Source organism: Streptomyces sp. NPDC048196, from assembly GCF_040652715.1.
GTDB classification, from domain to species: domain Bacteria; phylum Actinomycetota; class Actinomycetes; order Streptomycetales; family Streptomycetaceae; genus Streptomyces; species Streptomyces siderophoricus.
This window is the reverse complement of sequence record NZ_JBEZMM010000010.1, coordinates 174,812-189,092: the sequence shown is the minus strand read 5'-3', so window position 1 is coordinate 189,092 and position 14,281 is coordinate 174,812. Positions and strand designations below refer to the sequence as shown.

Genomic DNA, 14,281 nt, shown 5'->3' with positions numbered 1-14,281 from the left:
AGACTTCGCAATCCACATCGAAACCAGAAGGCCCTCGCCTCTTTCAAGGACCGCTCAAGGCATGTCGCCTGTCACCAACGTCCCGGGACAGCACAGCTAGGTCCTGTCCGATGGGTCCGCGTGACTGCCTTGCATTGCGATCGTTCCGGTCGGCGTGGGGCGGGGTGATCTGTCGAACGAGGAATGGGCCCGTCTGGAGCCTCACTTACCGAAGAACGTCGGACGCGGCGGGCGTTGGAAGAACCACCGCCGGGTGATCAATGGGATCCTGTTCCGACAGCGGACCGGCATCCCGTGGCGTGATCTGCCGACGCGGTTCGGGAAGTGGAAGACGGTTCATGACAGGCATCGCAGGTGGTCAGCGGACGGCACGTGGGACAGGATTCTGCGGGCCGTCCAGGCCGACGCCGACGCGGAGGGCCGCATCGACTGGTCCATGGTGAGTGTGGACTCCACCGTGTGTCGCGCCCACCAGCACGCTGCCGGTGCCCGCAAGCAGGCACCACGCAAACCCGGTAACCGCACCCGGCCCGCCCAGCATCGCCCCGATGAAGCCCTCGGCCGTTCACGCGGAGGGCTGAGCACAAAGATCCACCGGGCTGGTGAAGGCGGACTGCGGCCTCTGGCCCTGTTGGTCACGCCCGGTCAGTGGGGCGATGCCCCACATATGATCCCGGTCCTGGACCGGATCCGCGTTCCCCGCCCGGCAGGCGGGCACCCACGCACCCGGCCGGACCATCTGAGTGGCGACAAAGCGTACAGCTCCCGCCGCAACCGCCGTTACCTGCGGCGCCGGCAGATCAAACACACCATTCCCGAGCGTCGCGACCAGCGGACCCACCGCCAGAACCGCGGCAGCCAAGGAGGTCGGCCCACCAGCTTCGACCCATCGCGCTACGCCCGCAGGAACGAGGTCGAGCGGACGATCAATCAGCTCAAGGGCTTCCGGGCCGTAGCCACCCGCTTTGACAAGCGGGCCTACGTCTTTCACGGCACCGTGACTGTAGCCGCGGTCCGGCTCTGGCTTCGCTCGTGACCCGTCGGACAGTCCTTAGGGCGTGAGTCGGGCCGTCAGGCCGTCGAGGACGCGCTCGAGCCCGTAGGTGAAGTTGTCATCGCGGATCCGCTGCGGGTGTACGTCCTGCTGGGCGGAGCTTCCCGCGCGCAGCCGCGGGTGCTCCTGTGTGGCCTCGTCGAAGGCCGGTCGCAGGCCCGCCACCCATTCTTGCTCGGTCTTGCCGCTGCGGGCGATCAGTGAGAGGTACGCGGCCTCGGCGGTCGCGGTCCCGATGACGTACGCCATGAGGGTGGCCATGGCCTGGTCCCTCTCGTCCGCGGGGAAGCCTGCCGCCTCGAACTGCGCGAGCAGCGCCGACGTCATCCGCATGGCGTTCGGGCCGATGTGGACGAGGCCGACCTGGCCCAGTTCGGGGGCGATCCACGGGTGACGCAGGGTCATCGCACGCAGTTCGGTGGCGGTGCGGGTGACGGCCGCGCGCCACCGGGTCCCGTCGACGGCGGTAGGTACGTCCGGTTCGCCGTAGACGTCGTCCACGACCAGCTCGATCAGTTCGTCCTTGTTGGCCACGTGCCGGTACAGGGAGGTGGCCGCCGTACCCAGGCGGGTACCGAGCTTGCGCATGCTGAGCTCCTCGACGCCCTCCGCGTCCAGCAGGCGGATCGCTTCCGCGACGATCTGCTCGCGGGTCAGGTGTTCCCGCTGCCGGGGGCGCGGCCGGGTCCACACCGAGGCGGTCGGCTTCTCGTCGGCTGGCATGCGGCCCTCGTCTCTGTTCGTCCCACGTCCATCGTCCCCCACCACGTTAGCGCACGCTGTACGCACCTTGCGTACAGCGTTACTTGATGCGTACAGTGTTCACATCGAGAGAACGCCGTACGCACCAGTCGTACGCAGTCGTACGCAACAGATGGGCACTGACATGTCGAAGAACGTGAGCTGGGACACGCAGGGCAACTGGAAAGCCAAGGGCGACTGGGGGACCCGGGACTCGGCGGGCAAGAAGCTGGACCTCGTCCACTGGCAGAACCGCCTCGACACACTGCGCGCCAAGCACCACGTTCCCGGCGCATCGCTCGCGGTCCTTGTGGACGGGACCGTCCACGAGCTGGCCAGTGGTGTGCTGCACCGCGGGACGGGGGTGACGGCGACGACCGACTCGGTCTTCCAGATGGGTTCGATCGCCAAGGTCTACACCGCCACCCTGATCATGCGGCTCGTCGAATTGGGCCAACTCGACCTGGACGCGCCGGTCGTGGATGTACTGCCGGAGTTCTCGGTCGCCGACCCCGAGGTGACCAGGGCGATCACCACACGCCAGCTGCTCAGCCACACCAGCGGCCTCACCTGCGACTTCACCTACGACAGCGGGCGCGGCGACGACTGCCTCGCCAAGTACGTCGAGGCCGCGAAGGACGTGGCGCTCGACTGCCCGCCCGGAGAGGCGATCTCGTACAGCGGCATCGGGTACAACGTGCTCGGCCGGATCACCGAGGTGCTGACCGGAAAGGTCTGGGACGAGGCACTGAAGGACCTGCTCCTGACCCCGCTCGGCCTCACGCACACCATGACGCTTCCCGAGGAGGCGCTGCGGTTCCGTGCGGCGATGGGGCACCTGGGCGAGCCGGGCCAGGACCCGGACCCGGCACCGTCCTGGGACCTGATGCCGCGCTCGGCCGGCCCCTACGGCAGGGTCCTCGCCACGGCCGGGGACCTCGCACGGCTCGCGCAGATGCACCTCAACGGCGGCGTCGCGGAGGACGGCACCCGCGTGCTCTCCGAGGAGACGGTCGCGCTGATGCAGCGGCGCATGGTCGACTGCCCCGACAAGTGGACGGTCAGCTCGGACGGTTGGGGCCTGGGCTGGACCTTGTACGACTGGAACGGCGTCCAGGGATACGGACACGACGGCGCCTCGATCGGGCAGTACGGCTATCTGCGCGTGGTGCCGTCGGCGGGCGTCGCGGTCGCACTGCTCACCAACGGCGGCGGTGCGCGCGAGGTGTACGCGGCGCTCTACCGGGAACTCCTCGCCGAGCTGGCTGGGGTGACGATGCCGGAGCCCTTCGCCCCGCCGGCCCAGCCGCCCGTGGTCGACTTCGCTCCGTTCGTCGGCACGTACCGGCGCGCGGGCGTGGTCATCACCGTGACCGAGCGGGACAGTGCGGGCCACGCGGTGTACGAGTTCGTCGACGGCATGAAGGACTTCTCCGAGCCCCTGGAAATAGACCTGATACCGGTGACGGAGACGGTCTTCGCGGGGACCGGGGTGGGCGCGGCGTTCAGCGAGGACTACATGCCCGTGGTCTTCTCCACCCTGGAGGACGGCACAGCCTGCGTCTACATCGGTATGCGCTGCGGCCCCAAGGTCGCCTAGGTGTATTGACCCGGAGCGTTGTTCACGCGGTTGATCGGTGGTTTGCCGTTGAGTGCGGTGTGGCTGCGGTGGTGGTTGTAGGTGTGGAGGAAGTGGGGCAGGGCTGCGGCGCGTTCGGTGTTGCTGGTGTAGGGCCGGAGGTAGGCCCATTCGTCGAGCAGGGTGCGGTTGAAGCGTTCGACCTTGCCGTTGGTCTGCGGGCGGTAGGGCCGGATGCGTTTGTGGGCGATGCCGGCCGTGGTCAGGGCCTGGGTGAACAGCTTGGACTTGTAGCAGGAGCCGTTGTCGGTCAGGACACGCTCGACGGTGATGCCGTGGCGGGTGAAGAACGCCTGGGCCCGTCGCCAAAAGTTGATCGCGGTGTGCTGGCGCTCATCAGTGAGGATCTCGCTGTAGGCCAGGCGGGAGTGGTCATCGACGGCTGAGTGGATGTAGCTGTAGCCGATCGGCGGCTTGCCGTTTTTGCGGGTGTTGGTGGTCGCCTGCTTGTTGTCCGTCGCTTGCCGACGGTCGAGGACCTTGTGCCCGCCACCGTCAGGAATGTTGCCCAGCTTCTTGATGTCGACGTGGACCAGTTCGCCTGGCCGGGACCGTTCGTAGCGGCGGATGGGCTGGGCGGTGGGCCGGTCGAGCCAGGCCAGACGGTGCAGGCCGTGGCGGGTCAGGATGCGGTGCACGGTGGAGGCCGGCAGGGCCAGGATCGGTCCGATCCTGGCCGGCCCCAACTTGCGGGTCTGCCGAAGGGCGCAGACACAGTCTTCGATATCGGAGCTGGTGCGGTGCGGGGTCGTGTGTGGTCGGCTGGAGCGGTCCTCAAGGCCTTTTTCGCCTTCTGTCCGCCACCGGCGCATCCACTTGTGGGCTGTGGGCCGTGACACGCCCATCTCAGCGGCCACGTGAGCCACAGGACGACCGGAGCAGACCCGTTCGACCAGCAGCCGCCAGCCGAAGACGGTCAGCCGGGCATTACGGTGGGACATGAAGACCTCCGTGCGGTGCAGATTCGACACCTCCACCACACCGGAGGTCTTCGCCATTGATCAAACCGAGCGAGCTGTTAACAACGCTCATGATCAATACACCTAGGGCCTTCCGACCCTGATCCGCCGGACAGGCCCTACTCGCCACCTGGCCGTAGCTATACGAGGACAGGGCCTGAACGACCGCCGCCGAGACCACGGCGAGAGGCAGGCTCGCTGACCAGCGCGTTTCTTTCAACAACCAGATGAGGGGCCGGGGTCCTGCTGGCCTTTTTCCTCGTGCCGCCCGTAATCGTTGAGCAGGAGTTGCGTGGTGACGTTGATGTGCTGGCTGAGTGCCTCGACGACGCCTGGTACATCCCGGGCGATGGCGCGATCGCAGATCATCTTGTGTTCTGCGGCGACATCGCGGTGGCTGTGCTCGGCCGGTGTGCGGGCCCAGCAGCGGTAGACCTCAGCGGCATCGCGCAGCTGTGTGGCGATGTCCCGCAGCTGCCGGTTGGGACATCCCTCCAGCAGGACGCGGTGGAAGCGGGCGTGGGCGTTCAGCCAGCGTTCGCTGAGGGCTCCGTCGTCGCTGAAGTACGGAGTGCGGGCGAGATGGTGGTGCGCCGCGAGCAGATCGGACTCCCACTCGATGGTGCCGGCGGCGACGGACTCCCGGACCACGTGGGTTTCGATGAATACGCGGGCCTCGGTCAGCTCCTGCAGGCGCTCTGGGGAGACGGCGACGACCCGGAACCCTTGCTGCGGCGCGAAGGTCGCCAGTCCTTGGCCGACCAGCCGGGGCAGCGCCTCCCGTAGCACCCCGCTGCTGGCGCCGTAGCTGTCCTTCAGGGCTTCCACGCGCAGACGTGAACCGGGCTCGTGCCGTCCGTTGAGGATGTCCGCGCGCAGCCGCTGGTAGATCTCCTCGGCGCGTGTCATGGAGCGGGGCGTGGTCATGTCGCAGATGCTAGCCCTCTCTGGGTATTTTATAAAAATCTCGAGATTTCATTGACGTATCGACGGGGAGGGCGTTGACTCCAGACATTCAGCAGCAAGAGCACCGGAGGCAGCGCACCATGAGGACGACAACCCGATCCGGACGGATGTGTCTGGTGACCGGAGAGGCGGTGATCGATGTCGAGCAAGCCAGTGCTGGTCGGTTTTCGGCTGATCCGCTGGCAGTGTTCGAGGAGTGGGACGCGTTCCGGTCATGGGCTGCAAAGCTGGAGCCCGCAGGCGCCCACGGACCGCTGGAGCCTTCAGGCGCCCACGGATCGACTGGGCCGGACGGCAGCGTTTCGCCGACGCCGCGGCAGGTGTTCGCGATCGGGTTGAACTACCGCGGCCACGCCGAAGAGGCCGGCCTGGCGGCGCCTGAGTCCCCGTCGGTCTTCACCAAGTTCGCCACGGCCCTCACCGGCCCGGACACGCAGCTGAGGCTGCCCAGCGGCCGCGTCGACTGGGAAGCCGAGCTTGTGGTGGTGATGGGGCGCCGGGCGGAGCACGTGGCCGTCGGGGACGCCTGGTCCTACGTGGCCGGGCTGACCGTGGGGCAGGACTACTCCGAGCGCGAGGTGCAGTCCGTCGGCCCCCTGCCGCAGTTCTCCCTCGGCAAGTCCTTCCCCGGATTCGCGCCGACCGGGCCGGTACTGGTTACCGCCGACGAGTTCGCAGATCCGGACGACCTGGCGATCGAATGCCTCGTCAACGGGGAGAGCGTCCAGAAGTCCCGCACCTCGTCGATGATCTTCCCGGTCGCGGAATTGATCGCAAGGCTGTCCGCGGTCTGCCCGTTGCTGCCGGGCGACCTGATCTTCACCGGCACTCCCGCAGGAGTCGGACACGCCCGCACCCCTCAGCGCTACCTGCGGTCAGGAGACGAGGTCATCACCCGCATCGAGGGCATAGGACAGCTCCGGCAGACCTGCGTCGCCGCCTGAGAGAAGGGCACCACCATGGCCTTGCACAGACTGCAGTCACTCACCGTCGGCGTGCCGAACATGGCCGAGGCTGCCGACTACTACGTCGACTTCGGCCTCGAACAGGTGGCACCCGGACGGTTCGGCACCGTCGAAGGTGGTGAACAGTTCTTCCTCGAACCTTCCCCCGTCCGGCGCCTGCTGGCGATGACGGTCGCCGCCGACGACGGCGACGACCTGGACCGGATCGCCGCGAACCTGGAACGGCTCGAGCTGTCCTGCGAACGCGACACCAACGCCCTGCGGACCACGGAACCCATCGCCGGTATCTCGGTGGAAGTGCGCATCGCACCCCGGCTGACCCGGATCACCGTCCCGGCCACCCCGTACAACGGTCCCGGACGCCTGGACCGTGCCGGCACCCGAGCACCCGTACTCTCCCGCACCGACCCGGTCCGGCCCCTGGCCCTGGGCCACGTCGTCATCGGTTCGGTGGAACAGGAGTCGACACAGCGGTTCTTCACCGAAGGACTCGGATTCAAGGTCAGCGATGTTGTGCCCGGCTCGGCCGCGTTCCTGCGCTGCTCCACCGACCACCACAACGTCCTGGTGCAGCAGGCGCCGCTCAACTTCCTGCACCACACCTCCTGGCAGGTGACGGATGTCGACGAGGTGGGCCGGGGCGCCACGCGCATGCTCACCGAGCACCCGGAACGCCATGTGTGGGGGCTCGGCCGCCATCACATCGGCTCAAACTTCTTCTGGTACCTCAAGGATCCGGCCGGCAACTTCAGCGAGTACTACGCCGACATGGACTGCATCGTCGACGACCAGCGGTGGACGCCACGATCCTTCGAAGGAATGCAGGCGCTCTACACCTGGGGGCCTCCGCCGCCGCCGTCGTTCCTCGCTCCCGAAGACCTGGCCGCGCTGATGGCCGGCGCTCACAAGGCCACTGACTGAGAGCGCCCGACACCGTAAACCCCGGCGAGGCGCGTTGCCCCGCCCGCCTCACACGGATGAGGCCCCGAGCCGCATTCCTGCGCCGACCCGCCGTCGGCGAGCCGCACAGAGACACCTCCGCCCCTTTCCCGCAGCGCCGCGGTCAGCAGTCGCGACGGGTGAGACTGCTGAAATCGGAGCCGGAACATTGAGCACACCAGCCTTCGCCCGTCGGCGCGGCCGACCGTCCCCGGGCCCTTCATCGCCGTCAGGCACCGCACTCGCCGGGGGCCTGGCCGTGATGACATTGGAGGGCTTCGACCTCGTCGCCTACGGTGCGACCACTCCGCTGCTGCTGGGCTACCGTCCCTGGCACCTCTCCGTCGCCTTCGTCGGCCTGCTCGGCAGCCTCACTCCGATCGGCATGCTCGTCGGCTCACTGCTGGTCGGCCAGTTCACCGACCGGTTCGGCCGGCGACGCGCGACCCTGATCAGTATCGCAGTGGTCAGTGCCGGGATGTTCGCCTGCGCCGTGGCACCCCTCCCCGCACTGTTCGGCGCCGGCCGATTCGTCGTCGGGCTCGGTGTCGGTGCGATCTACCCGGCGATGGGCCCACTGATCTTCGAACTGGCCCCGGACAGGCGAAAGAACCTTTACTCGGGCATCGTCCAGTGTGGGACCGCCATCGGCGGTTCGTTCGCGGCCCTCGTCGCCAACACACTGCTGAGTGGGCACAGTTTCCACCAGGAGTACCTGGTCGGCGGCATCGCCGGTCTGCTTCTGCTGCCCATGGCCTTCGTCTGGCTGCCCGAGTCCACGGAGTACCACCAGGCGATCAGCGCGTCGGCCCCCCACCTCGGCAACCGTGGTGTCCGGCTGGTGCTCAGACCGCCCTACCGCGGCACCACCCTGATGTTCTGCGCCATGGCGGCCCTGTCGTTCTTGCTCATCTTCGGCATGAACACCTGGCTGCCGCGGCTGAGGCAGACGGCGGATTATCCGCTGCAGGACTCACAGACCTTCCTCGTACTGCTGAACCTCGGTGCCACCGTCGGCGGGCTCGCGATGGCGCTGCTGGCTGACCGTGCCGGATCGAAGGGCCCGATCACGGCCAGTTTCGCCCTCGGAGCCGCCGCGATCGTCGCCATGAGCGCCCAACTTCCGCTGCCGGTGCTCTACGGCATCGTGATAGTCGGCGGCTGCGGCGCGGTCGGCGTCCAGGGACTGATCAACGTGTACATCTCACGTTCCTACCCGGTGACCGCAAGGGCCAGCGCGGTGGGTGTCGCGCTCGGGGTGGGCCGCATCGGCGCCATCGCCGGCCCCACGTTCGGCGGCTGGATCCTCGCGGCCGGCCTGGAACCCCGCTGGAACTTCATCCTCTTCGCCGTCCCCGCCGTCCTCGGCGCAGCACTCGCCCTGGCTGTCGGCGGACGGACATCCCGGAATCAGGGCCATCTCGCCCCCGCGCCGCGCGCCAAAGAGCCGACGGCCGGACACACACAATGAAAGAGCGCATCATGGACACCTACGACATCGCCGTCGTCGGCTGCGGCCCGGTCGGACTGGCTCTCGCACGACTGTTGGCCATGAAGGGGCTCCGGGTCGCCGCCATCGACCCCAACCGGCTCGTCTGCCAGCATCCGCGCGCCACGCATCTCGACGACGAGACCATGCGCCTTCTGCAGACCCTCGGCGCGCAGGACATGGAACACCAATTCCTGCGCCAAGCCGCCTGGACACTGCACCGGGAGGACGGGCAGGCATTCCTCCAGCAGACGCTGCCCGAGGAGGAGTCTGACCAGGGCTGGCGCACCGACTACCAGTTCCACCAGCCCGACTTCGAGTCGCGGCTGCGGGGTCTGCTGGCGGCCGACGCGAACGCGGACCTCTGGTTCGGCTGGACGGCCACCGCGATCGAGCAGGACGACAAAGCGGTGCGGCTCACGCTGCTCGACCGGTCGACCGGAGCCGAAACCACTCTCACGGCCGGCTACGCCGTCGGCTCGGACGGCGCCAACTCCTTCGTCCGGCAGGCGATGAACGCCGAAGTCGAGGACCTCCACGGCACTCAACGTTCCCTCATCGTCGACATCCACCCCTTTGAACACCCCGCACAGCTCCCGACGGACAGCGGATTCATCTGGTGCGAGGGGAAGCGGCCCGTGACCTACGTCCCGATCTTCCCGCCCATGCTCCGCTTCGAGTTCATGCTGCTCGACGAGGACGACGCGGCAGAGCTCGAACGACCGCAGTCGGTGTACGACCTGCTGAGCCGCTGGCTGGAACCGGGCAGCTACCGCATCATGCGTACGGACACCTACGAATGGCACGCCCGGCTCGTGCACGGCTGGCGGTCCGACCGCCTGCTGCTCGCCGGCGACGCCGCGCACGAAATGCCTCCCATGCTCGGCCAGGGCATGTGCTCCGGGCTGCGCGATGCCGCGAACGTGGCGTGGAAGCTCGCCGCCGTGGTCAAGGGCGAAAGTCCCCAAGCCCTGCTCGACACCTACGAAAGCGAGCGGGCTGCGCACGTGCGCCCTTACATCGAGGAATCCGCTCGGCAGTCCAACCTGATCGAAGCCCTCGGCATGGGCGCGTTCCCGGAGCTGAACGGAACGCAGACGATCGAGAGGTACCGGCCGCTGCTGGGGCCAGGCGTGGTTGCCGAGCCCGGCGGAGCCATCGGGCAACTGAGCCCGCAGCCACGCGGCGCGAACGGGGAGAAGCTGGACGATGTGAGCGGATACGGCTTCACCGTCGTGGGGAAGCCGGAGGTCACCTCCGCCGTGTCCGTGGACGTGCAGCGGCTATGGCGCCAACTCGGCGTGGTGGCCGTCCCGGAGACGGGGCCGGTCGTCGACCGCTGGCTGGCCGAACACGCGGCGGCAGCGGCAATCATCCGTCCGGATCGCTACACCTTCGCGCTCGTCGCCGACACGGCGGAACTGGAGCGGGCCACCCGCGACCTGGCGCGGACGGCATCGATACAGGAGGTGGGCGCGTGAAGGAGTACGCGGCCGGAATGACGTGGGGGGAGGGCCCCCGCTGGCAGCGCGGTGCACTGTGGCTGTCCGACACCCAGGGCGGAAAGCTGTGGACCGACCACGACGGCCCCTGGCGCGGCATCCCGCTGGATGCCGTCCCCAACGGCCTTTGGTTCCTGCCGGACGGGCGGCTGGTCGGGGCCATGATGCATCAACGGCGTATCGGCGTGTGGACCGGTGAGCAATTCGACACCTACGCGGACCTGAGCGCGGTGGCCACCGGTCCGCTCGGCGACATGGTCGGCGACCCGCACGGCAACCTTTACGTGGATGACGTCGGCTTCGCCGCGCACGCCGGTGAGCCAGTGCGACCGGGTCGGCTGCTGCGCGTTGCTGCAGACGGAGCGGTACACGTGGCCGCCGAAGACGTTGAGTTCCCCAACGGGCTGGCCTTCGCCGGCGACGGCCGCACCCTGGTTGTCGCCGAGACCACCCGGCAACGACTGACCGCCTTCACCGTCGCAGACGACGGTGCCCTCACGGACCGTCGCACCTACGCCGACCTCGCCCACCTGATCGGCGACGACGTCCGGCCGGACGGAATCTGGGCGACACAAGACGGAGTCTGGGTGGCCACCACGACCGGACACGCCGTCGCCCTGGTGCGCGAGAACGAGCTGGTCACCTCGATCGGCACCGGGACGCTGTTGCCGATCGCATGCTGCAGCGACGGCGGGAACCGGCTCTTCGTCACCCTCGCCGATACCCATGGCCTCCCCCTGGGCGAGGCCATGGCCACAAAGGCAGTGCACACGACGGTCGCACTGCTCGAAGTAGCGAAGGCGGGGGACACCTCATGAGCACGAAGCCACCGGACTGGACCCCGACGAAACAGGCTGTCGAAAACGCCCGGATCACCGACTTCGCGCGGTTCGCCGCACAGCACGCAGGACGTGACCTGAGCGGTGACTACCACAAGCTGTGGGCGTGGTCGGTTGACGACGTGAATGGCTTCTGGGCCGCGGTGTGGGACTACTTCCGTCTGCCCGAGCGCCCAGCGAGGCCCGCGCTGGCGACCGAGGCCATGCCGGGAAGCGTGTGGTTCCCCGGCAGCACGCTGAACTACACGGCCGAGGTGTTCCGCGACCGGACCGGCACCGACACCGCCGTCATCACGGTGACCGAGGACACCGGCCCGGTGGCCATCACCTGGCACCAACTGCGCCGCCAGGTCGCCTCACTCGCGCAGGCACTCACCGGACTTGGCGTGCGCATGGGTGACCGGGTGGTGGGATACCTCCCCAACGGGGTACAGGCCATCACAGCCTTCCTCGCCACCGCCAGCCTGGGCGCGACCTGGGCGGTCTGCGGGCAGGACTACACCGCGGCCGCGGCCGAAGCACGGTTCACACAACTCCAGCCGACCGTGCTGATCGCCGCGACCGGCTTCCTCCACGGCGGGAAGCACATCGACCGCTGCCCCGACGTACAAGCCCTGCGCGACGCACTGCCGACCCTGGCGGCGACCATCGTTGTAGGGGACGCGACACGGGTGCCCGACGCCCTTGGGTGGTCCGCGCTCACCGAGCACGACGCCGACTTCGCACCCCGCCCCGTCCCGTTCGACCATCCGCTGTGGGTCGTGTTCTCCTCGGGCACGACCGGACGGCCGAAGGGCATCGTGCACGGGCACGGCGGGGTCGTGCTCGAGCACCTCAAAAACCTGGGCCTGCAGCTTGGCCTGCGCGCCGGGGACCGTCTGCTGTGGCACACCACGCCGAGCTGGATGATGTGGAACGTCTTGGTCGCTGGTCTGCTGCTGGGTGCCACAGCCGTGTGTTACGAAGGCAGCCCGACGTATCCCGATACCGATGCGCTCTGGCGGCTCGCGGCCGGCCTGGAGGTGAAGGTCCTGGGTACCAGCCCCGGCTACCTGGCGGCGTGTCGCAAGGCCGGCGTGCGGATCACCGACCACTGTCCGGCCTCGCTCGAGCGCCTGGGCGTCACCGGCTCGACGTTCCCCGGCGACCTGCAGCACTGGGTCGCCGGCGAGCTTGGGCCCCGGACACAGGTGGTGTGTACCAGCGGCGGCACCGACGTGGTCACCGCGTTCCTCGGTGCCACCCCCACCACTCCGGTCTGGGCCGGGGAGCTGTCCGCCCCCTGCCTGGGCGTGTCCGTGGAAGCCTTCGGCCCGGACGGGAAGCCGGTGCGGGGCGAGGTGGGGGAACTGGTGGTACTCCGGCCAATGCCGTCGATGCCGCTCTTCTTCTGGGACGATCCGGACGGCTCCCGCTACCGCAACGCCTACTTCGACGTATACCCGGGAGTGTGGCGGCACGGCGACTGGATCACTATCACCGACCAGGGCTCGGTGATCATGCATGGCCGGTCCGACGCGACCCTGAACCGCCACGGCATACGCATGGGCAGCAGCGACATATACGGCCCGGTGGAGGAGCTCAAGGAGATCGCAGAAGCTCTCGTCGTCGGGGTCGAGCAGGACGGCGGCGACTACTGGATGCCCTTGTTCGTCACCACCACCGACGGCACCGACGTCGACGACGTGCTGTGCGAGAAGATCCGCAACGCCATACGCCACGGAGCCTCCCCCCGCCACGTACCCGACGAGATCATCCAAGCCCCCGGTATCCCGCACACCCGCACCGGCAAGAAACTCGAAGTCCCCGTGAAACGTCTGCTGCGCGGAGACGCTCAGGACACCGTGGTCGACCCCGGCAGCGTCGACAGACCAGAACTCATCGACTGGTACGCACGGATCGGCGCCGCTCGTCGCACGCGACGTGGCACCGCTCTCGGTTCCGCTCCGTCCCCCTCAGCGAACGGCAGACCTTAGAGCATTGAACGCGGCCCCGGGCTGCCCGACGCCGAGGCCAGCAGCATCGTTCCTGATAGCGGGGCCAGTCTGTCCGAGACCTGCCTACCGCCTCCGCTCACCGCCACACCACCACAAGGCACGACGAAGGAATCCTGCCATGACCTACATCGCGTTGGAAGAAGCCTTCATCATCCCGGAGTTGTTCTCGCGCCAACCCTCGTCGCCCCAGAAGATCCAGGTCAGCGACCAGTACGTCAAGGACTGGGGACGACGCCTGGCTGACTTTGAGGAGCACCGGCTTCCCGACATGGACGCACACGGCATCGACATTCAGATCCTGTCGCTGAGCGTCCCCGGCATCCAAGCCGACACCGACGCCGGCGCCGCCGTCGACAATGCCCAGTTCGCCAACGACTTCCTCGCCCGGACCATCGCCCGCCACCCCACCCGCTTCAGGGGGTTCGCCGCCCTGCCCCTGCAGGACCCTGCCGCCGCCGTGACCGAACTCCAACGCTGCGTCGAGCAGCTCGGATTCAAAGGTGCCTTGGTCAACGACCACACGCAGGGCCGATACCTGGACGATCCCGCATATGAGGAACTGTGGAGCGCGCTGGAAGAGCTCCGTGTTCCGTTGTACCTGCATCCCGGCTCGCTGCCCTGCGACGACTGGCACGTGATGCGCGGCCGGCCCGAGATGTACGGGGCCAGCTGGAGCTGGCAGGCCGAAACCGGCGGCCACGCCATGCGGCTGATCTATGCCGGAGTGTTCGACCGGCACCCCGCCGCAACCCTGATCCTCGGGCACCTCGGCGAGTTCCTGCCGTTCCAACGCTCCCGCATCGACTCGCGCTACCGCTCGCTCCGGGTCGACGAACCGCTCCAGCGGATGCCGTCGCAGTACTTCGGGAGCAACATCCTGATCACCACGAGCGGGGTACTGGCCCCGGAGGCCGTACAAGCCGCCGTGCTGACCATCGGGGCCGACGCGGTCATGTTCGCGGTCGACTACCCGTACGAGGTTACGGCCGACGCGGTGGCCTCGATCGAGAAGGCTGACCTTCCCTCCCACGTGAAGGAGAAGGTTGCCCATCTGAACGCCAGACGTGTGCTGCGCATCTGACCGCAGCGCCTCGTCGGCAAGGTCGCCCAGCTCGGGCAGGGGGTCTGGTCCGGAGAAGACGGCGTGACAGCGAGCCGCTCGGCAGCCGTGGGATGCTCGCCGGCCAGGAG

At 68.1% G+C, this 14,281-nt stretch carries 12 protein-coding genes; 9 read left to right on the top strand and 3 right to left on the bottom strand.

Annotated features, from left to right (window positions below):
- Nucleotides 1–154: 154 nt before the first annotated feature.
- Nucleotides 155–1,036 carry an IS5 family transposase gene (locus AB0E02_RS14265; protein WP_362138740.1) on the top strand — a complete coding sequence of 294 codons (882 nt, stop codon included), beginning with the start codon at nucleotides 155–157 and terminating at the stop codon, nucleotides 1,034–1,036.
- Nucleotides 1,037–1,051: 15 nt separating this feature from the next.
- Here AB0E02_RS14265 and AB0E02_RS14260 read toward each other — a convergent pair whose 3' ends face one another.
- Complete coding sequence (locus tag AB0E02_RS14260; protein ID WP_362138738.1) at nucleotides 1,052–1,777, bottom strand: TetR/AcrR family transcriptional regulator; 726 nt, start codon at nucleotides 1,775–1,777, stop codon at nucleotides 1,052–1,054.
- Between the two features lie 163 nt (nucleotides 1,778–1,940).
- On the opposite strand from AB0E02_RS14260, the gene AB0E02_RS14255 reads away from it, so the two are divergent.
- Nucleotides 1,941–3,395 carry a serine hydrolase domain-containing protein gene (locus AB0E02_RS14255; RefSeq protein ID WP_362138735.1) on the top strand — a complete coding sequence of 485 codons (1,455 nt, stop codon included), beginning with the start codon at nucleotides 1,941–1,943 and terminating at the stop codon, nucleotides 3,393–3,395.
- Here AB0E02_RS14255 and AB0E02_RS14250 read toward each other — a convergent pair.
- Both AB0E02_RS14250 and AB0E02_RS14245 read right to left on the bottom strand, forming a co-directional pair.
- Nucleotides 3,392–4,375, bottom strand: a complete 984-nt coding sequence (locus AB0E02_RS14250; protein ID WP_362138761.1) for an IS481 family transposase — start codon at nucleotides 4,373–4,375, stop codon at nucleotides 3,392–3,394. The genes AB0E02_RS14255 and AB0E02_RS14250 overlap by 4 nt on opposite strands.
- A 234-nt stretch (nucleotides 4,376–4,609) precedes the next feature.
- A complete protein-coding gene (locus AB0E02_RS14245; protein ID WP_362138732.1) occupies nucleotides 4,610–5,320 on the bottom strand; it encodes a GntR family transcriptional regulator in 711 nt (236 codons plus the stop codon).
- A 119-nt stretch (nucleotides 5,321–5,439) separates the two neighbouring features.
- On the opposite strand from AB0E02_RS14245, the gene AB0E02_RS14240 reads away from it, so the two are divergent.
- The 7 genes from AB0E02_RS14240 (at nucleotide 5,440) to AB0E02_RS14210 (ending at nucleotide 14,171) form a co-directional block, all read left to right on the top strand.
- Nucleotides 5,440–6,303 (top strand): fumarylacetoacetate hydrolase family protein, encoded by an 864-nt coding sequence (locus tag AB0E02_RS14240; protein WP_362138730.1) that lies wholly within the window; start codon nucleotides 5,440–5,442, stop codon nucleotides 6,301–6,303.
- Between the two features lie 15 nt (nucleotides 6,304–6,318).
- Complete coding sequence (locus tag AB0E02_RS14235; protein WP_362138728.1) at nucleotides 6,319–7,245, top strand: VOC family protein; 927 nt, start codon at nucleotides 6,319–6,321, stop codon at nucleotides 7,243–7,245.
- 280 nt (nucleotides 7,246–7,525) lie between these two features.
- On the top strand, nucleotides 7,526–8,734 hold the full coding sequence (locus tag AB0E02_RS14230) for an MFS transporter (RefSeq protein WP_362138759.1): 1,209 nt from the start codon (nucleotides 7,526–7,528) through the stop codon (nucleotides 8,732–8,734).
- An 11-nt stretch (nucleotides 8,735–8,745) separates the two neighbouring features.
- A complete protein-coding gene (locus AB0E02_RS14225; protein WP_362138726.1) occupies nucleotides 8,746–10,233 on the top strand; it encodes a bifunctional 3-(3-hydroxy-phenyl)propionate/3-hydroxycinnamic acid hydroxylase in 1,488 nt (495 codons plus the stop codon).
- Nucleotides 10,230–11,072, top strand: coding sequence for an SMP-30/gluconolactonase/LRE family protein (locus AB0E02_RS14220; protein ID WP_362138724.1), 843 nt, complete (start codon nucleotides 10,230–10,232; stop codon nucleotides 11,070–11,072). Before AB0E02_RS14225 ends, AB0E02_RS14220 begins: the two co-directional genes overlap by 4 nt.
- Nucleotides 11,069–13,069 (top strand): acetoacetate--CoA ligase, encoded by a 2,001-nt coding sequence (locus tag AB0E02_RS14215; RefSeq protein ID WP_362138721.1) that lies wholly within the window; start codon nucleotides 11,069–11,071, stop codon nucleotides 13,067–13,069. Before AB0E02_RS14220 ends, AB0E02_RS14215 begins: the two co-directional genes overlap by 4 nt.
- Complete coding sequence (locus AB0E02_RS14210) at nucleotides 13,017–14,171, top strand: amidohydrolase family protein (protein WP_362138718.1); 1,155 nt, start codon at nucleotides 13,017–13,019, stop codon at nucleotides 14,169–14,171. Before AB0E02_RS14215 ends, AB0E02_RS14210 begins: the two co-directional genes overlap by 53 nt.
- The last annotated feature ends 110 nt before the right edge of the window (nucleotides 14,172–14,281 follow it).